Raw genomic sequence first — 17,720 nt, 5'->3', positions numbered from 1 at the left:
CGGGACGCGCCCACAGTAGCCGCTGTGAACGGCTGAGCCGGCCGATTCGCCCCGTGACTACCCGGTAAAGGAGTGTCCTGTGAGGCGCTCGTATGCCTCGACATAGCGCTGCCTGGTGCGCTCGACCACCTCGTCGGGAAGGCGAGGAGGAGCCTCTCCGGATGATTTGTCCCATCCGGATTCCGGCGAAGTAAGCCAGTCGCGGACATATTGCTTGTCGAATGAGGGCTGCGCGTGCCCCGGCTCCCATTGATCGAGTGGCCAGAAACGGGAGGAGTCGGGGGTGAGGGCCTCGTCTCCGAGGGTCAGAACTCCGTTGGAATCCCAACCGAGTTCGATCTTGGTGTCGGCGAGGATGATGCCGCGCTCGTGGGCGATCTCGGCGCCTCGCGTGTAGACGGCGAGAGTGATCCTGCGCAGTTCCTCGGCCGTCTCCTTGCCCACCTCGGCGACCACCTGGTCGAAGGAGATCGGCTCGTCGTGCTCGCCGATGGGGGCCTTCGTGGAGGGGGTGAAGATGGGCTCGGGCAGGCGCGAGCCGTCCTGCAGGCCCTGCGGCAGCCGTACGCCGGAGACGGCGCCGTCGCGGCGGTAGTCGGCCAGGCCCGAGCCCGCGAGGTACCCGCGCGCCACGCACTCCACCGGCACCATCGTCAGCGGCTTGCACACCATGCTGCGCGCGTCGGGCGCGGCGCCCGCCAGGTGGTGGGGGACGATGTCGCTGAGCTGGTCGAACCACCACAGCGAGAGCTGCGTGAGGATCGCGCCCTTGTCGGGGATCTCCGGTTCGAGCACGTGGTCGAAGGCGGAGATGCGGTCGGAGGCGACCATCAGCAGGAGGCCCTCGTCGGTCTCGAAGAGATCGCGAACCTTGCCGGAGTGTACATGCTTCATCGGGCGATGTCCGTCCTGTGGTGCGAGCCGCGCAGCTCGATCCTGTCCACGAGCTCGTAGGCGTGGGTCCTGGCGCTCTCCTGGTCGGGGCCGGAGCCGACGACCGCGAGCACGCGCCCGCCCGAGGAGACGATCCTGCCGTCGTCGAGGGAGGTGCCCGCGTGGAGCACGTAGGCGTGCTCCGTCGGCTCAAGCCCGGAGATCACGTCGCCCTTGACCGGGTCGGCGGGGTAGTTCTCCGCCGCGATCACCACCGCCACGGCGGAGCCCTCGCGGTAGGACAGCGGAGGCTGGTCGGCCAGCTCGCCCGTCGCGCACGCCAGCAGCAGCCCCGCCAGCGGCGTCTCGAGCCTGTCGAGCACGACCTGCGTCTCGGGGTCGCCGAACCTGGCGTTGAACTCGATGACCTTCGGCCCCTTCGACGTCAGCGCGAGACCGACGTACAGCACCCCGTTGTACGGCAGGCCGCGCCCGGCCAGCTCGGCCACCGTCGGGTGCACGACCTCGCGCATCACCTGCTCCGACAGCTCCTTCGGCGCCCACGGCAGCGGCGTGTAGGCGCCCATGCCGCCGGTGTTGGGCCCCTCGTCGCCGTCGTAGGCGCGCTTGAAGTCCTGGGCGGGCTGCAGCGCCACGGCGGTCGACCCGTCGCACAGCGCGAACAGCGACACCTCGGGGCCGTCGAGGAACTCCTCGATCACCACCCGCTCGCACGCCTGCGCGTGGTCGAGCGCCTGGCCGAGGTCGTCGGTGACGACCACGCCCTTGCCCGCGGCCAGCCCGTCGTCCTTGACCACGTAGGGCGCGCCGAACTCCCCGAGCGCCGCCTCCGCCTCCTCGCGCGTGGAGCAGGTGCGCGACCTCGCCGTGGGAACGCCCGCGGCGTTCATGACGTCCTTGGCGAAGGCCTTGGAGCCCTCGATCATCGCCGCGCGCCCGCTCGGGCCGAAGCAGGGGATGCCCTTGGCGCGCACCGCGTCGGCCACCCCCGCCACGAGCGGCGCCTCGGGGCCGACGACGACCAGGTCGGCCCGCAGGCTCTCGGCCAGCTCGGCGACCCGCGCGGGGTCGGTGGGTGAGATGTCGTGGAGGGTCGCGATCTCCGCGATGCCGGCGTTGCCGGGCGCACAGTGGAGCTCGGAAACCTGGGGGTCGAGTTTGAGCGAGCGGCACAGGGCGTGTTCCCGCCCGCCGGATCCAATCACTAGAACGCGCACGCGCCCATTCTCCCAGTTCACTGCTTTGCGTTTTCACCCGCGTGCGGAGTCCGAGAAGCCGATGTGCGGGAAGGGGGTGGAAAGTTTGTGCAGTTCTACGTGATCGCCAGACCCGTCGGCGAGTAACCTGTGGGGGGTTCCTCGGCCTGTGATAGGTTGGGTCGGCTTTGCGGCGTCTCGTGTGATTGGAGGTGGTCCGGGATGAAACCTGGTGATCCCAGCAGTACGTGCTCGCGCACGATCATTGTGCGCACCCCCGACCACTCCAATTCGGCAGCCTGATCGTGCATCCACGCATCTCTAGATTGAGGTGATCTTTCGTCCTGCGTGGACCGTGCCAGGTCGGGCGGAAAGGGACTGCCATGCGCTCGTCCACGATCTTCCGTCGCATCAACCGTCACCCCGTTTCCGTGCACGCCGCACGCCAGCCGGCCTCACCCGTACGTGAGAGCTGCGTGCCGCCCGTCGACTCCATCGTCGAGTACGGCGCCTACATCAATGGCAAGAAGATCTGCTCCGAAGGCATCGTCGAGTCACTCGAGCTGGTGCGCGCCCACAACGTCGCCCACGACGGCGCCAAGGCCTTCGTCTGGGTCGGCCTGCACGAGCCGGAGGCGCCCGAGGTCGAGTGGCTGGCCGAGGTGTTCGGCCTGCACCCGCTGTCGGTGGAGGACGCGGTCAAGGCCCATCAGCGGCCCAAGATCGAGCGCTACGGCGACTCCCTGTTCATGGTCCTGAAGACCGTCGCCTACCTCGACCACAACGAGCTGACCGCGACCAGTGAGATCATCGCCACCGGCGAGATCATGGTCTTCCTCGGCGCCGACTTCGTGGTGACCGTGCGGCACGGCAGGCACTGCCCGCTCACCGAGGTCCGCGAGAAGCTCGAGGACAAGCCCAAGCTGATGAACCGCGGGCCCACGGGCGTGCTGCACGCGATCTCCGACCACGTCGTCGACCGCTACCTGCAGGTCGCCGACCTCATGCAGCTCGAGCTCGAAGAGGTCGAGGCCACGGTCTTCGCCGACGTCAGCTCCCGCGACATCAACCGCATCTACCAGCTCAAGCGGGAGATGCTGGAGATGAAGCGCGCGGTCACGCCGCTGCAGCCGCCCATGGCCTCGCTCCCGCAGCGCCGCGTCATCCCGAGCGAGATGCGCGAGTACTTCCGCGACGTCGGCGACCACCTGGCCAGGGTGTGCGAGCAGGTCGAGTCGTCCAACGAGCTGGCCAACTCGATCCTGCAGGCCGCGCTCGCCCGCTCCAACACCCTCGCAAACGAGGACATGCGGAAGATCTCCTCGTGGGTGGCGATCATCAGCGTGCCCACGATGATCGCCGGAATCTACGGGATGAACTTCGACTTCATGCCCGAGACCAAGCAGGTGTGGGGCTACCCCGTCGTGCTGGCCGTCATGATCACTGCCTGCACGTTCCTCTATCGCGGCTTCCGCCGTAATGGATGGCTTTAGGTCTCATTTGACCGTATTGCCGGACCGCCGGGCGTGCCTTTACGACGTTCCGGGCAGCGTCCACGGTATGTATGGGGGAAGAGGGACCAAGACCATCATCGGCACGATTCTTGCCGGTTCGGCGCTGTTCGCGGCCTCGGCCTGCGCCAGCGACACACAGTCCGGCACCTTCACCGCTCAACGGGATGACTCGAGGGCGGCGGCTGACAAGATCGCCGGCCTCCTGTCTCCGACGGGGATGCCCCCGGGCGACCCTACGGGTTACCCGACGGGTGATCCCTCGCCCGGTGACCCGAGCCCCGGCGACCCGAGCCCCGGTGAGGCGAGCCCCGGCGCCGGCGCGGGGGACCTGCAGAAGGCGGGCTCGGCGGCGACGGAGGCCGTCGAGGGCGGCACGATCATCTCGATCGAGGCAGAGGACGACGGGCGCCTCTGGGAGGTCCATGTCGTCGGCAGCGACGGCGTCGAGCAGCAGCTGGACGTGGACGCGGAGTCAGGCGACGTGGTCTCGGGCCCCACGGCCGAGGACGACGACGCGGGGGACAAGGCCAGGCTCATGGCTCTGGTCAAGGGCGCCGAGCTCAGCTATGAGGAGGCGGCGGAGAAGGTCGCCACCGCGGTGCCCGGAGGCAAGATCACCGAGCTGAGCCTCGACAGGCACCAGGGCAAGGTGGTCTGGGAGGCCGACGTGATGGGCAGCGACGGCACCAAGCAGGAGGTCAGGGTCGACGCCAAGGACGGCACGGTCACCAAGAACCGTTCGACGGACTGACCGCAAGGCCGGCTCAGACCCCGACGGGTTTGAGCGGTCCCACGGGACGGGGGAGCGCCAAATCGCGCTCCTCCCACAGCTCTCTCATCAGGTCGGGATAGTCGGTGACGACGCCCGCCACTCCGAGGTCGAGCATCCGCTCGGCCGTGGCGGCGTCGTTCACCGTCCACACCGCGACGGGCATGCCCGCCGCGGCCGCCTGTGCCATCAGCGCCTCGTCCACCATCACGTGTTCGGGCGAGAGCGTGGTGCCGCCCGCGGCCCGCGCCGCGGCGGGGATGTCGTCGCCCAGGTCGTCGTGCCAGTGCAGCGTGTCGCGCTCGATCAGGGCGAAGCGCTGGGCGCCGGGGGCGAGCGAGGCGGCGTGAGCGATGATCCGCCAGTCGAAGCTGAGGATCGCCGCGTTGCCGAGCCTGCCGTGCCTGTCGAGCTCGGCCACCACGGCCTCGGTGAACTCCAGGGGATCGGGCGTCAGCTCCGGCCTGGTCGGATCCGACTTCAGCTCGACGTGCAGCCTGACCGAGTCCGCGTCGTAGGCGTTGACCAGGCCGAGCACCGCGCCGAGCGTCGGCATGCGGGTCTCGGGCATGGGCTTCTGCGTGAGCGCGAAGGGATCGTTGGGGTGCCGCGGCAGCCGCACTCCGACGTCCAGCGTGCGCAGCTGGGCGAGGGTGAGGGCGTTGATGGGCTTACCCACGTAGGGGAACATCGGGTCCTGCGCCGCCGCGGGCCGCGTGTCGGCGCTCGTCACGGCCGAGACCGTGAGGTCGTGCGTGAGCACGAGACGCCGGTCGGCGGTGAGCGCGACGTCGAACTCCAGCGCATGGACGCCCATCTCCATGGCGTGGCTCAACCCGGGAAGGGTGTTCTCGGGCCAGAGCCCTCTCGCACCCCGATGACCGTGAATTTCGACATGCACATCGGGGACCTTACCGCTATGGCGCGGTGGTGACGCGCGTGCCACGCCGGGAGTCGTTTGTCCTGCTCTTTCCGTTTGGTGGCGTGCAGTCGCGACGACGGCCGATGCCGCGCACCGGCCGTCGCAGGAGGCGCTCGTCAGACCAAGGAGTGCAGCTGGATGGTTTGGTCGCGGCCGGGGCCGACGCCGATCGCGGAGATGCGCGACTCGCTCATCTCCTCCAGCGCCCGCACGTACGCCTGGGCGTTGGCGGGCAGGTCCTCGAAGCTCCTGGCCTTGGAGATGTCGCCCTCCCAGCCGGGGAACTCCTCGTAGATCGGCTTCGCGTGGTGGAAGTCGGTCTGCGTCATCGGGATCTCGTCGTGCCGTACGCCGTCGACGTCGTAGGCGACGCACACGGGGATGCGCTCGAGGCCCGACAGGACGTCCAGCTTGGTCAGGAAGAAGTCCGTGACGCCGTTGATCCTGGTGGCGTAGCGCGCGATGACCGCGTCGAACCAGCCGCAGCGGCGGTTGCGGCCGGTGGTCACGCCGTACTCGCCGCCGGTCGTGCGCAGCCAGTCGCCCATCTCGTCGGTCAGCTCCGTCGGGAACGGGCCCGAGCCGACGCGCGTCGTGTACGCCTTCAGGATGGCGATGACGCCGGTGAGGCGGTTGGGCGGGATGCCCGCGCCCGCGCACGCCCCTCCGCTGGTCGGCGAGGAGGAGGTGACGAACGGGTAGGTGCCGTGGTCGATGTCGAGCAGCGTGCCCTGACCGCCCTCGAGCAGCACGAACTTGTCGTCGTCCAGCGCCCTCTTCAGCACCAGCGAGGTGTCGGCGATGTGCGGCGTCAGCCGCTCGGCGTAGCCGAGGTACTCCTCCAGCACCTTCTGCCCGTCGATGCCGCGCCTGTTGTAGACCTTGGTCAGCACCTGGTTCTTCTCGCCGAGCACGGCCTCGATCTTCTGCGCGAGGATGCCGGGGTCGAGCAGGTCCTGGACCCTGATGCCCATGCGGTAGATCTTGTCGCCGTACGCGGGGCCGATGCCGCGCCCGGTCGTGCCGATCTTCGCCTTGCCGAGGTAGCGCTCGGTCACCTTGTCGAGCGCCTTGTGGTGGGGCATGATCAGGTGCGCGTTCGCCGAGATCAGCAGCCGTTCGGCGGAGATGCCCCGCTCGGCCAGCGCGTCGAGCTCCGACAGCAGCACACCAGGGTCGATGACCACGCCGTTGCCGATCACCGGGACCACGTCAGGCGACAGGATGCCGGTGGGCACGAGGTGCAGGGCGTACTTCTGGTCGCCGATCACGATGGTGTGACCCGCGTTGTTACCGCCCTGGTAGCGAACGACGTAGTCGACGGCGCCGCCGAGCAGGTCGGTCGCCTTCCCCTTGCCCTCATCGCCCCACTGGGCACCCAAGACAACGACAGCCGGCATGGTTATCTCTCCCGAGCAAAACGAAAACCCCTGACGCAAGCGCGACAGGGGCTCTTGCGTGGAGAGACTACCCGAGTATGCCCTTTCGTCCCAAGAGCTAGCCCTTGGCCAGCGCGTCGTAGGCCTCGCTGCTGCTGTCCTTGAGGAACTGCAGGCACCGCTCGGCCTCGTCCTTCTCGCCGATCGATTGCGCGGCCCTGTGCAGCGAGTAGAGGCAGCGCAGGAAGCCGCGGTTGGGTTCGTGCTCCCACGGGATCGGCCCGTGCCCCTTCCATCCGCTCCTTCTCAGCTGGTCGAGGCCACGGTGGTAGCCGGTGCGGGCGAAGGCGTAGGAGGTGACCGCGTGGCCCTTGGCGAAGTATTCCTCCGCGAGGGTGGCCCAGGCCGCCGGGTAGGCGGGGAAGCGCGCTGCCACATCGGACGCCTTAGCGCCGGACTCCAGCGCCTCTCGGGCCTCGGGCAGGTCCGGCAGGTGGGTCGGGGGCGGCCCGGCGAGAAGGTTATCCATAGGACAAGTCATACCCGTCCAGCGGCGGAAGTGGCTAGGAGATCTTCGTCGCAGTCCTTTCGAACCGTCTATGGCACCCGAATGGAGTCATGAATTCTTGTCGTGGCACCATTATGGAGTCATAGTGGTGCCATGCATCTTTCGCCGTACATCGACGGCCTCCGACGCGAACTCGCCCTCGCCGCTGAGGCCGGCGGCGAGGAGACCCGTGCCCTCGCCGAGCGGCTGTCCGCCACGATCGAGTCCGCAGCCAGGCTGGCCCTGCTGGAGGCGCTCTCCGCCGCGGCGGACGAGATCACCCGCGAACTCGCTCCCGGCTCGGTCGATGTGCGGCTGCGCGGGCGCGATCCCCAGTTCGTCGTGACGCTGCCCACGCCCCAGGCGGAGGTCGCCTCGGAGGCGGCGGCACCGGCCTCCTCGGCCGAAGCCGAGGAGGGGGCCGTGATCAGGGTGGCACTGCGGGTGCCCGAGCAGCTCAAGCCGCGTATCGACGAGGCGGCCGGCCGAGAGGGGATCTCGGTCAACTCCTGGCTGGTGCGCGCGGTGTCGTCCGTGCTCGACGGCGCGGGCGGGGGCCGTCCGGGCCGCCGCGAACGCACGCCGACAGGGCAGCGCTACACCGGCTGGGTGCGCTGATGCGCCGCCATCGGGGCGCCGCGCCCGTCCGGCGCGGGCCGTACCCATCGCTCGACCTTCGCCCCGGCGGCGCGAACGCCGCCGAGCCCACCAGGAGGGGACGCCATGCCTGCCTTCGACACCCCTGAACCGATCTCCGCTGTCATCGAGATCTGGGCCGGCACGGTCAGGATCAGGGCCGGTGACCGCACCGACACCGTCGTGGAGGTGCGGCCGCGCGATGCCGCCGACGACGCCGACATCAGCGCGGCCGAGCAGACAAGGGTCGAGTACGCCGGAGGCAGACTGCTGGTGAAGTCGCCAAGGAGCAGGCCCCGTCCGCCCCTCGGGTGGGGTGGCTCGATCGAGGTGACGCTCGATCTGCCGACGGGCTCCAAGGTCGACGCCGACGCCGCCGCGGACTTCCGTTGCCAGGGCCGGCTGGGCGCCTGCTCCCTCACCACCGCCTCGGGCGACATCATGCTCGACGAGACCGGCAAGCTGCGGCTGTCCACCGCCGACGGCGACATCTCCGTGCGCAGGGCGGTCGGCCATGTCGACGTGACCACTTCCAACGGTGAGATCGACATCCGCGAGATCGACGGCACGGCCGTGCTCAAGACCTCCAACGGCAACATCAGGCTCGGCCAGATCAGCGGGGGCCTGCGGTTGCGCACGGCCTACGGCGACATCACGGTCGGCAGGGTGCTGGAGAGCGCGGCGGCCAAGACGGCGTACGGCAGCGTCAGCATCGGCGAGGTGGTGCGCGGCGCGGTCGTCCTCGACTCGGGCAGAGGCGACCTCGAGGTCGGCGTCAGGCAGGGCACCGCCGCCTGGCTGGACCTCGACTCCCACTTCGGCTCCATCGACGTCCCGCTGACCGCCGCCCACGACGGCCCGCGCCAGGCCGAAGAGACGGTCGAGGTGCGCGCCCGCACCCGCTACGGAGACATCCTGGTTCGCCGCTCCTGACTCGCTTCACCCCCACTCCCGGAGACGAGGCACCGTGAGTGACCTCCGAACCCGGCCGGCAACACGCGGCACCGCCGGCTAGGCCGGCCACACGTCAGAGGGCGGCACGGGAGAGCCCTGCTCCCCGTGCCGCCCTCTGAGGTCCTGGAGGTCAGCCGAGCCTGGTGCCCGCCGACTTCAGGTCCTGGCAGGCCTGGACGATGCGGGCCGCCATCGCCGTCTCCGCCGACTTGCCGTACGAGCGGGGGTCGTAGACCTTCTTGTTCCCGACGTCCCCGTCGACCTTCAGCACCCCGTCGTAGTTGCGGAACATGTGGTCCGCGATCGGCCTGGTGAAGGCGTACTGCGTGTCGGTGTCGATGTTCATCTTCACCACGCCGTAGGAGATCGCCTCGTGGATCTCCTCGAGGAGGGAGCCCGAGCCGCCGTGGAAGACCAGGTCGAACGGCTTGTCCTTGCCGTACTTCGCGCCCACGGCGTCCTGGATGTCCTTGAGCACCGGCGGACGCAGCTTCACGTGACCCGGCTTGTAGACGCCGTGCACGTTGCCGAACGTGGCGGCCAGCATGTACCTCCCCTGCTCGCCGACGCCCACGGCCTCGGCGGTGGCCAGCGCGTCCTCGGGCGTCGTGTAGAGCTTCTCGTTGATCTCGCCGACGACGCCGTCCTCCTCGCCGCCGACGACGCCGATCTCCATCTCCATGATGATGTTGGCGCGGTGGCACTTCTCGAGCAGCTCTCGCGCGATCGAGAGGTTCTCGTCCAGCGGTACGGCCGAGCCGTCCCACATGTGGGAGTTGAAGATGGGGTCGCCGCCGCGCTCGAGGGAGAGCTCGATCAGCGGCCGCATGAAGCCGTCGAGCTTGTCCTTCGGACAGTGGTCGGTGTGCAGGGCCACGTTCACCGGGTAGTTCCTGGCCACCACCCTCGCGTACTCGGCAAGGGCCACGGAGCCGGCCACCATGTCCTTCACCGTGGTGCCGGAGAGGAAGTCGGCGCCGCCGGTGGAGATCTGGACGATCCCGTCGCTCTCAGCCTCGGCGAATCCGCGCAGGGCGGCGTTCAACGTCTGCGAGGAGGTCACGTTGATCGCCGGGTAGGCGAAGCCGCCCGCTTTCGCCCTGTCGAGCATCTCGGCGTAGACCTCTGGAGTCGCGATAGGCATGGCTCATCTCCCTGGGGTATGTACGGCTTTCGCGGAGCCCAGTATTCCGGCTCACTACCCGCCGTGGTAGTGACAACGCGCCCTTGATGCAGGCGACGGCACGTACCGGCACCCTGCCGTCCCGGTAGGCTCTCCGCGTGGAATCGCTCTTGGACCTCGTGGACCCGCAGTGGTGGCTCACCATGCTCGGCGCCTTCGCCACGATCGGCGTGCTCGCCATCATCTTCGCGGAGACGGGTCTGCTGATCGGTTTCTTCCTGCCGGGTGACTCGCTGCTCGTGGCCGCGGGCATCTTCAGCTCCGCCGCGGCGGCCAAGGGCATCGGCATCGAGGCGCTGTCGTTTCCCGTGCTGGTCATCGGCACCCCGCTGTGCGCCGTCGCCGGTGCGCAGCTGGGACATCTGATCGGCGCGAAGGTGGGCCGCAAACTCTTCGACAAGCCCGACTCGCGGTTGTTCAAGCGTGAGCACGTCGACAAGGCCGAGTACTACTTCGAGAAGTTCGGCCCCGCCAAGGCCGTGGTGATCGCACGCTTCGTGCCGATCGTCCGCACGTTCATGAACCCGGTCGCGGGCGTGCTGGAGATGCCCGCGCGCACGTTCTTCCTGTGGAACGTGATCGGCGGTGTGTTCTGGGTCGAGAGCATGCTGTTCATCGGGCACTTCCTGGGCAGCCAGGTCGACCCCGACAAGATCGACAAGTACATCCTGCCCGGCGTCTTCCTCATCGTGCTGATCTCGGTCATCCCGATCATCGTCGAGGTCGTCAAGAGCCGCAGGAACGGCGGTCACCAGATTCCCGTGCCGCAGGGCAAGCACCACCGCGTCCCGTAGACCTCCGCCGGCGTTGGCTACCCTCCGACTATGGGGCGCCATCGGTCCGACCCGATGGGGGCGGCCCGCCTGGTGCTGATCGGGCTGGGGGCCGCCCTCCTGCTGGCGCTCGTCTTCGTCGGAGGTCGCGCGCTGGTCGGCACCCTCTCGACGGAGACCCCGGCCCCCACGGCGTCCGCGACCCCGAGCGCGGCGCCCACGGAGAGGACGGCGACGCTCAGGATCACGTGTGTGGCGGAGATCTGCCCCGTGGTGCTGGTGCGGGTGCCCGGCGGGGACGTGCTCAACGACCGTGACCTGACCAGGGGCGAGGAGATCGTCTACTACGAGCCCGAGCTCGACGTCGCCATCGGCGACACGAGCACGGTCGAGGTCACGGTGAACGGCACGCCCAGGCCAAGGGGCAGGCCAGGCCAGCAGGAGGCTTTCACCGTCAGCCGGGCAACCCCAGGTCCGGCAGGGTGAAGGCGCTGCGGTACTCGAGGCCCTCCTCGGCCATTCTCGGCGCCGCGCCCCGCTCGACGATCGTGGCGACGGCGACCACCTCGGCGCCCGCCTCGCGGGCGGCGGCGACGGCGGTCAGCGGAGAGCCGCCGGTGGTGGAGGTGTCCTCGACGACGAGCACCCTGCGGCCCTTGATGTCGGGGCCCTCGATCCTGCGCTGCATGCCGTGCGCCTTCTGCGCCTTGCGCACCACGAAGGCGTCGAGGGTACGGCCCCGCGCCGCTGCCGCGTGCACCATGGCCACCGCCACCGGGTCGGCGCCCAGCGTGAGCCCGCCGACCGCAACGTAGTCGAGGTCGGAGGTCAGGTCGAGCATGACCCTGCCGACGATCGGCGCCGCCACTCCGTCGAGGGTGATGCGCCGCAGGTCGAGGTAGAAGTCGGCCTCGAGGCCCGAGGAGAGCACGACTCTGCCGTGCACGACGGCCTTCTTCTGGATCTCGGCCAGCAGGTTCTCGCGGTCAGTCATGTCCACAAGCTTAAAGTCGCCAGTGCGTCGCGGTAGCGGTCGGGGAGCGCGACGATCTCGACGACGCCCGCGTCGCGCAGCCGCCTGGTCCTCGGCCTGGTCGTCAGCGCCGCCGCCCGGTCGTGGCCCAGCCGTACGAGGGTGTCGCCCAGCGGGAAGACCTCCCGCAGCAGGGCCGCCACGTGCAGCAGCGCGGCGACGCGCTCCCACGTGTCGGCGACGGTCACGGTGACCACGACGAGGCAGTGCAGGCGAGCGGTGCCCTCACGGTAGATCTCGGCCAGCCTGGTGCGCAGGTAGGCCACGCTGACCAGGCCGGTGAGCGGGTCCTCGCAGCGCAGTTCGCCGATCGGCGCGAAGCCTGCCTCGGCCCAGCCCGTGGCGAACGAGCGCAGCGCCGCCAGCGGCGGGTCCGCGCCCCCGAGGAGGCGGAAGAGCGCGGCCAGGTCGGTCATGCCCTCGGCGATGCCCACGCCCGCTCGGGCGCGGGCGTCGCCGAGGGCCATGCAGGCGCGGGTCAGGCCGTGGCCCCTGTTCACGGCCTTGATCGCCTGCTCGACAGCGGGTGTCCACCAGTCGTCGGGCATCGCCCACCCGGTGGCCAAACTCCCTTCGCGCCACTGCGCGCGCAGATCCTGGGTGTCGTCGTCCATGTGCTGCGCGGCGCCGGCAAGGGAGCGCCACTCCTCCTCTCGATACAAAGACTGGCTTTGGGGTTAGTCATGACGCGGAATGAGGAATGATTCGAGCGGCAACTCCAGGTAATCGTGAGGTCACTATGAGTGTCGAACTGCCGCAAAGTGATGCGCATCTCCTCGAATCAGCGCGAAGAGGCAATGCCGCTGCGTTCGGAGAGCTCTGGGAGCGTCACGTCGGTGCCGCCCGCTCGCTCGCCCGCCAGCTGGTCAGGGGTGAGGAGGTGGTGGAGGACGTGGTCGCCGAGTCCTTCACCAAGATCATTGAGCTGGTCGGGCGGGGCGGCGGCCCCGAGGCGGCCTTCAGGCCGTACCTGCTGACCGTGGTGCGCCGCACGATCTACGACAGGGGCAGGGTCGAGAGCCGCCAGGTGACCACGGGGGAGATCGAGGTGTTCGACCCCGGTGTGCCGTTCGTCGACCCCGCGCTGACCGGGCTGGAGAAGTCGCTGATCGCCAAGGCTTTCCTCTCCCTGCCCGAGCGATGGCGCCTGGTGCTGTGGCACACCGAGGTCGAGAACGCCAAGCCCGCCGACGTCGCGCCCATGCTCGGCCTGTCGCCCAACGGGGTGGCGGCGCTGGCCTACCGGGCCCGCGAGGGGTTGCGCCAGGCCTACCTGCAGATGCACCTGGCCGGAGCGCCCCTCCAGGAGTGCAGGCCGGTGCTCGGCAGGATGGGCGCGTACGTGCGGGGCGGGCTCGCCAGGCGCGAGAGCAAGAGCGTCGACGATCACATCGACGCCTGCGCCGAGTGCCGCTCGGTCTTCCTCGAACTGGCCGACGTCAACCAGGGCCTGCGCGTCATCATCGGCCCGCTGTTCGTCGGGCCCGCCTTCGCCGCCTACGTCGCGGGCCTGGCCAAGGCGGGCGGCGCGACGGGCGGCGGCATCCTTTACGCGCTCGGCTGGATCAGGCGGGCGCCGAGGAGCCAGCAGGCCGCGGCGGCGGGAGGCACGGCCGCGGCGATCGCCGCGGCCGTGGTGGTCATGCTGGTCTCCGACCAGAAGCCGCTGCCACCTCCCCAGGCGCTGCCCACGGTCGTGGCGCAGCCGCCTCCCGCCCAGCCCGAGACGCGCCCCGAGCCGCCCAGACCGAAACCCGAGCCGCGACCGACGCCGCCGACCGAGCGGCCCCCGCCCAGCCAGGCCGGCAAGCAGGGCAAGGCCCGGCTGAGCGCCACCATCCATCCCCTCGGCGCGCTGGTGAAGGCGCAGCCCGGCATGGTGGCGGTACGGCTGCGCAACAGCGGCAGGGCTGCCAGCGAGGAGCTCGTCGCGACGGTCGACCTGCCGCAGGGCGTCTCGCTGATCCCCGCGCAGACGAAGGGCGGCTCCGTGGGCCTGACCGAGCCCGTGGGCACGGTCGACGGCTGGTCCTGCCGACCGGAGGGCGACGGCGCCAGGTGTGTCAGAGGGCCGCTCGCCGCGGGCGGGGCGACAGCCGTCTTCCTGCGTGTGGTCGTGGCCGCGCACGCGCCGGAAGGAGCCGGTCCCGCCGTACGGATCTCCTCGGGCGGGGTCAGCGTCAGGGCCAGCGCGAGCGCGGGCGTGAAGGCGGAAGGCGCGCCCGCCCGCTTCGCCACCGACGGGAAGGTGGTCGTCAAGGCGGTCGGCAACACGCTGCTGACCTGCCCAGGCGACCGCAACGGCTGCGGGGAGGCGGGCGCGCTGAGGGACGGCGGCAGGCGCGACAACGACCTGTGGCCCATGCGGCCGCTCGACGCCGACAAGGTCCTGGCCACGAAGTCCTCCAGCGGCGCCCGCCTGGAGCTGCCGAGCGGCGGACGGGTCGTGTGGGCGGGGCTCTACTGGTCGGCGACAGCCAAGATGACGGGGCCGATCAAGTTCAGGGCCCCCGGCGTCAGGCGCTACCGCACGATCATGCCCGACAGGGTCATGCGAAGGGAGCTTCCCGCCGGCCCCGGCTACCAGGCCTTCGCCGACGTCACGCAGTACGTCAGCGACAGCAGGGGCAAGGGGCTGTGGTGGGCGGCCGACGCGCCGATGAAGGAGGGGATCTCCGAGCACGCGGGCTGGAGCCTGGTGGTGATCGCGACCGACCCCCGCAGGCCCTACAGCCAGGCGGTCATCCTCGACACGGCCACGGTCGTCGGCGGCGACGATCCGCGCATCGAGCTGCCGCTGGGCGGGCTGATCCCGGCCGCGAGCCCCGCCGACATCGAGCTGGTCACCTGGGAGGGCGACGCCGACCTCCGAGGCGACAGGGTCTCGGCCGGCACCCCTCTCGGGGGCGACCGCGACGCGGGCAACGTCTTCGACAGTTCGTCCAACGGGGCCACAGGATTGACATTCGGGGTCGACGTCGACTCGTTCACCGCCACACTGGGGGAGGAACCAACGCTGAGAATCTCCACGAAGACAGATGTCGTGCTGTTCGGTGTGGCTGCCGTGAGCGTCCGCGCCAGGTCGTGACCCCGAACAGGACAAACTGGTACGGTCTGCGGGAATCCGACGGCGTATCGCCGTTTCGCCGGGATTCACCCTCGAACGATCAGATGCTTCATTACCCTGAGAGAGGGCCGCCGAGTCCGGCTCTGGCGGTGCAGAGCCGGTAGGGGTCGGGCCACGAGAAAGGGGCGGTGTCAGTGGATCGCTGCGCGCTGTTCGTCGACGCTGGCTATCTGCTGTCCGATGGCGCGATGGCTGTACATGGGACCCGCCATCGAGAAGCCGTCTCCTGGGACTACCCGGGGCTGCTGCAACTGATGTCCAACCTGTCGCGCGAGCGCACGGGCCTGCCGCTGCTGCGCTGCTACTGGTACGAGGCCACCGTCGAGGGCAGGCGCACGCCCGAGCACGACGTGCTCGCCGACATCCCCGGGCTCAAGCTGCGCCTGTCGCGCATCAGGCCGGGTCGCCGCGAGGGCGTCGACGCCCAGGTGCACCGCGACCTGATGACCCTCGCGCGCAACAGCGCCATCTGCGACGCGGTCGTGGTCAGCGGCGACGAGGACCTCGCCCAGGTCGTCTGCGACGCGCAGGACCTCGGCATCCGCGTCACCGTGGTGCACATCGCCGCCGACGGCGGCTGGGCGGTGTCGCGATCGCTGCGACAGGAGTCCGACGACCTCATCGAGATCGGCGGCGGGCACCTGCGGCCCTACGTCAACCTGGTCACCGGCTCCACCGACGCCTCCAACGGCGCACAGCCGGTCAGCAACGGCCAGGCCACCCACGCGCTGCCGCCGAGCCCGCAGCCCTCGCTCCAGCAGTCCTCTTCTCCCGTCGTCCAGCCGGGCAGCCACTCCGCCGCCCACCTGGCCAACGCGCCCACGCAGGGCCAGCCGCTTCCCCCTTCACAGGGCCAGCCGCTCCCGCCCTCGCAGGGCCAGCCCCTTCCCCCCTCACAGAGCCAGCCGCTCTCGCCCTCGCACGGCCAGCAGCTCTCGCCCTCGCAGGGCCAGCCGCTTTCGCCCTCACAGGGTCGCGGGCAGAGCTCTCCGCCGCCCGCGCTGCCGGCCTATCCGAGCTACCAGGCCGACCCGCCGTCCGCTCCGCAGCAACAGCAGCCCGCGCCCCCCGCTCCCCAGCCGCAGTCCCAGCAGCCTCCGCAGGTCACGCACAGCCCGACAGGGCTCATGCAGACCACCGGCCAGTTCCCCTCCCCCTCCAGCGGCGGCACCTACCAGCCCGCCCCGCTCGGCGCCTACACCGGTCCGCAGCCCGCCCCCGTCGTCGCCCCCGCCACCGCGGGAGCCGCCACGACCCTGGCCGACGCGGTGAAGGCCGCGCACAAGGAGGGGCACGACTTCGGCGAGTCCGTCGCCAGGGACGCGCCCGCGCTGTGGCTGGAGGCGGTGCTGGCCCGCAAGCCCCGCATGCCGTCCGACCTGGAGGCGCGGCTGCTGCAGGGCTCGTCGCTGCCCATCGACTTCCTCCTGCACGACGAGGTACGGCACGCGCTACGCCGCGGCTTCTGGGACGCCCTCGAACGCGCCCGCCGCTGAACACGTAGGTCGGCGCTGACCGCGAACCGCGGCACTGGAGACAGCAGGCGAAACCCTGGTGGTGACGGTGCTGGTTGTGGTGATCAGCCCGTCTATCCGCTTCAGGGAGGGTCTCCCACCTTTTCCCCCTTGCAGGTGGTCTCGGTGATCTTTCCACCCGCATCCAGGCATCTCGTGCAGGGGGTCCCGTCTTTCTCGACCGCGGGGCCACAGAAAACCTGCCCCTTGGGCGCTTCGGGCTTCTTCGGCTCCTCGGGTTTCTTGGGCTCCTCCTTGGGCTTGTCGCCTGTGTCGCCTCGCTTCTTCGGCTCGCAGTACCTCTTCTTGTATTCGCCCTTCTTCGTCTTGCACCACAGGCACCTCTTCTTCTTGCCCTTCACCCATTCACATGGCTTGCCTTCGACGGAGGCGCAAGTGGTGAGCGTGGAGGCGACGGGTGCGCTGAAGGCACGGATCTCGGCAGGCTGAACCTGCGTGGAGGCCGAGGGCACCAGGGTCGCGGCTACCAGCACTCCGGCAGCGAATGTCTCCTTGAGCATGGGGAGACCCCCTTCGACGGTCTCCCCCCATCGTGGTCCTGCCCCAGTGATGCGGGCGTGACAGCATCGTGACAGCGAAGGCGGGCAGGCCAGGAGGGGGCCGGCCTACCCGCGCATCGAAGGTGTCAGCTCAGGGCGTCGAAGCCGGCGCGGAGGTGGTCGAGCCGGTCGGCCAGGTCGGCCAGCGGCGAGGTCAGCCCCGGATCGGAGGACTTGCGGGCGAGTTCGCGCACCCTCTCGAGTTCGTCCTCCACCGCCGTCAACCTGCGCGACAGCTCGGGCAGCACCGCGGGCTGGGCCGCGCTGTTACCGGGCGGCAGCTCGCCCGCCAGCCGTTCGCGCAGCAGCGACGCCTGCTCGGTGAGCCGCTTGTTCATGTTGTAGAGCTCGACGAACACCGACACCTTCGCCCTGAGCACCCACGGGTCGAAGGGCTTGGTGAGGTAGTCGACGGCGCCCGCCGCGTAGCCGCGGAAGGCGTAGTCGGGGGCGCTGTCGACGACGGTCAGGAAGATGATGGGGATGTTGCGGGTGCGTTCGCGCCGCTTGATGTGCGCGGCGGTCTCGAACCCGTCCATGCCCGGCATCCGGACGTCGAGCAGGATCAGCGCGAACTCGGTGCCGAGGAGCGCCTTCAGCGCCTCCTCTCCCGATCTGGCCCTGACGGGGGTCAGGTCGAGAGAGCTGAGGATGGCCTCAAGGGCGATGAGGTTCTCCTCACGGTCGTCGACCAGGAGGATCTTGGCTCGGTCTGCCAT

The 17,720-nt window shown here is 69.8% G+C and carries 18 protein-coding genes; 8 read left to right on the top strand and 10 right to left on the bottom strand.

Annotated features, from left to right (window positions below; genetic code table 11):
* Nucleotides 1–57: 57 nt before the first annotated feature.
* Nucleotides 58–894: a phosphoribosylaminoimidazolesuccinocarboxamide synthase gene (locus FHR33_RS25435; RefSeq protein WP_183652492.1), complete on the bottom strand. Its 837-nt coding sequence runs from the start codon at nucleotides 892–894 to the stop codon at nucleotides 58–60.
* Nucleotides 891–2,111, bottom strand: a complete 1,221-nt coding sequence (purD, locus tag FHR33_RS25430; RefSeq protein WP_183652489.1) for a phosphoribosylamine--glycine ligase — start codon at nucleotides 2,109–2,111, stop codon at nucleotides 891–893. Before purD ends, FHR33_RS25435 begins: the two co-directional genes overlap by 4 nt.
* 362 nt (nucleotides 2,112–2,473) lie before the next feature.
* Here purD and corA point away from each other — a divergent pair, with 362 nt between their 5' ends.
* Nucleotides 2,474–3,583, top strand: coding sequence for a magnesium/cobalt transporter CorA (gene corA, locus FHR33_RS25425; protein ID WP_183652486.1), 1,110 nt, complete (start codon nucleotides 2,474–2,476; stop codon nucleotides 3,581–3,583).
* A gap of 67 nt (nucleotides 3,584–3,650) precedes the next feature.
* Nucleotides 3,651–4,355, top strand: coding sequence for a PepSY domain-containing protein (locus FHR33_RS25420; RefSeq protein ID WP_183652483.1), 705 nt, complete (start codon nucleotides 3,651–3,653; stop codon nucleotides 4,353–4,355).
* A 13-nt stretch (nucleotides 4,356–4,368) separates the two neighbouring features.
* Here the strand turns inward: FHR33_RS25420 and FHR33_RS25415 are convergent, their stop codons facing one another.
* From FHR33_RS25415 to FHR33_RS25405, 3 genes are all read right to left on the bottom strand, one after another.
* Nucleotides 4,369–5,274, bottom strand: a complete 906-nt coding sequence (locus FHR33_RS25415) for a glycerophosphodiester phosphodiesterase family protein (protein ID WP_183652480.1) — start codon at nucleotides 5,272–5,274, stop codon at nucleotides 4,369–4,371.
* Nucleotides 5,275–5,411: 137 nt separating this feature from the next.
* Nucleotides 5,412–6,695 (bottom strand): adenylosuccinate synthase, encoded by a 1,284-nt coding sequence (locus FHR33_RS25410; protein WP_183652477.1) that lies wholly within the window; start codon nucleotides 6,693–6,695, stop codon nucleotides 5,412–5,414.
* Nucleotides 6,696–6,792: 97 nt separating this feature from the next.
* On the bottom strand, nucleotides 6,793–7,203 hold the full coding sequence (locus FHR33_RS25405) for a DUF3151 domain-containing protein (protein ID WP_221241238.1): 411 nt from the start codon (nucleotides 7,201–7,203) through the stop codon (nucleotides 6,793–6,795).
* A 132-nt stretch (nucleotides 7,204–7,335) separates the two neighbouring features.
* Between FHR33_RS25405 and FHR33_RS25400 the strand changes: the two genes are divergently transcribed.
* Nucleotides 7,336–7,839 carry a hypothetical protein gene (locus FHR33_RS25400; protein ID WP_183652471.1) on the top strand — a complete coding sequence of 168 codons (504 nt, stop codon included), beginning with the start codon at nucleotides 7,336–7,338 and terminating at the stop codon, nucleotides 7,837–7,839.
* Nucleotides 7,840–7,944: 105 nt separating this feature from the next.
* A complete protein-coding gene (locus tag FHR33_RS25395) occupies nucleotides 7,945–8,790 on the top strand; it encodes a DUF4097 family beta strand repeat-containing protein (protein WP_183652468.1) in 846 nt (281 codons plus the stop codon).
* A 151-nt stretch (nucleotides 8,791–8,941) separates the two neighbouring features.
* Here FHR33_RS25395 and fbaA read toward each other — a convergent pair whose 3' ends face one another.
* Nucleotides 8,942–9,955 carry a class II fructose-bisphosphate aldolase gene (gene fbaA / locus FHR33_RS25390; protein ID WP_183652464.1) on the bottom strand — a complete coding sequence of 338 codons (1,014 nt, stop codon included), beginning with the start codon at nucleotides 9,953–9,955 and terminating at the stop codon, nucleotides 8,942–8,944.
* 137 nt (nucleotides 9,956–10,092) lie between these two features.
* Between fbaA and FHR33_RS25385 the strand changes: the two genes are divergently transcribed.
* Nucleotides 10,093–10,788 carry a DedA family protein gene (locus FHR33_RS25385; protein ID WP_312895717.1) on the top strand — a complete coding sequence of 232 codons (696 nt, stop codon included), beginning with the start codon at nucleotides 10,093–10,095 and terminating at the stop codon, nucleotides 10,786–10,788.
* A 30-nt stretch (nucleotides 10,789–10,818) separates the two neighbouring features.
* Complete coding sequence (locus FHR33_RS25380; protein ID WP_183652461.1) at nucleotides 10,819–11,253, top strand: DUF4115 domain-containing protein; 435 nt, start codon at nucleotides 10,819–10,821, stop codon at nucleotides 11,251–11,253.
* Here the strand turns inward: FHR33_RS25380 and FHR33_RS25375 are convergent.
* Together FHR33_RS25375 and FHR33_RS25370 are read right to left on the bottom strand one after the other, a co-directional pair.
* Nucleotides 11,222–11,761 (bottom strand): phosphoribosyltransferase family protein, encoded by a 540-nt coding sequence (locus FHR33_RS25375; RefSeq protein WP_183652458.1) that lies wholly within the window; start codon nucleotides 11,759–11,761, stop codon nucleotides 11,222–11,224. The two genes, FHR33_RS25380 and FHR33_RS25375, sit on opposite strands and share 32 nt — an antisense overlap.
* On the bottom strand, nucleotides 11,758–12,462 hold the full coding sequence (locus FHR33_RS25370) for a hypothetical protein (protein WP_183652455.1): 705 nt from the start codon (nucleotides 12,460–12,462) through the stop codon (nucleotides 11,758–11,760). Before FHR33_RS25370 ends, FHR33_RS25375 begins: the two co-directional genes overlap by 4 nt.
* A 77-nt stretch (nucleotides 12,463–12,539) precedes the next feature.
* Between FHR33_RS25370 and FHR33_RS25365 the strand changes: the two genes are divergently transcribed.
* A complete protein-coding gene (locus tag FHR33_RS25365) occupies nucleotides 12,540–14,888 on the top strand; it encodes a sigma-70 family RNA polymerase sigma factor (RefSeq protein WP_183652453.1) in 2,349 nt (782 codons plus the stop codon).
* Nucleotides 14,889–15,115: 227 nt separating this feature from the next.
* Nucleotides 15,116–16,423: an NYN domain-containing protein gene (locus FHR33_RS25360; RefSeq protein WP_221241237.1), complete on the top strand. Its 1,308-nt coding sequence runs from the start codon at nucleotides 15,116–15,118 to the stop codon at nucleotides 16,421–16,423.
* Between the two features lie 101 nt (nucleotides 16,424–16,524).
* Here the strand turns inward: FHR33_RS25360 and FHR33_RS25355 are convergent, their stop codons facing one another.
* Nucleotides 16,525–16,962 carry a hypothetical protein gene (locus FHR33_RS25355; protein ID WP_183652450.1) on the bottom strand — a complete coding sequence of 146 codons (438 nt, stop codon included), beginning with the start codon at nucleotides 16,960–16,962 and terminating at the stop codon, nucleotides 16,525–16,527.
* A 125-nt stretch (nucleotides 16,963–17,087) separates the two neighbouring features.
* Complete coding sequence (locus FHR33_RS25350; protein WP_183652447.1) at nucleotides 17,088–17,720, bottom strand: response regulator; 633 nt, start codon at nucleotides 17,718–17,720, stop codon at nucleotides 17,088–17,090.

Origin of the sequence: Nonomuraea dietziae (genome assembly GCF_014195505.1) — a bacterium.
GTDB lineage: Bacteria > Actinomycetota > Actinomycetes > Streptosporangiales > Streptosporangiaceae > Nonomuraea > Nonomuraea roseola.
Note: the sequence above shows the minus strand (reverse complement) of the source record. Positions and strands in the feature narration are given on the sequence as shown.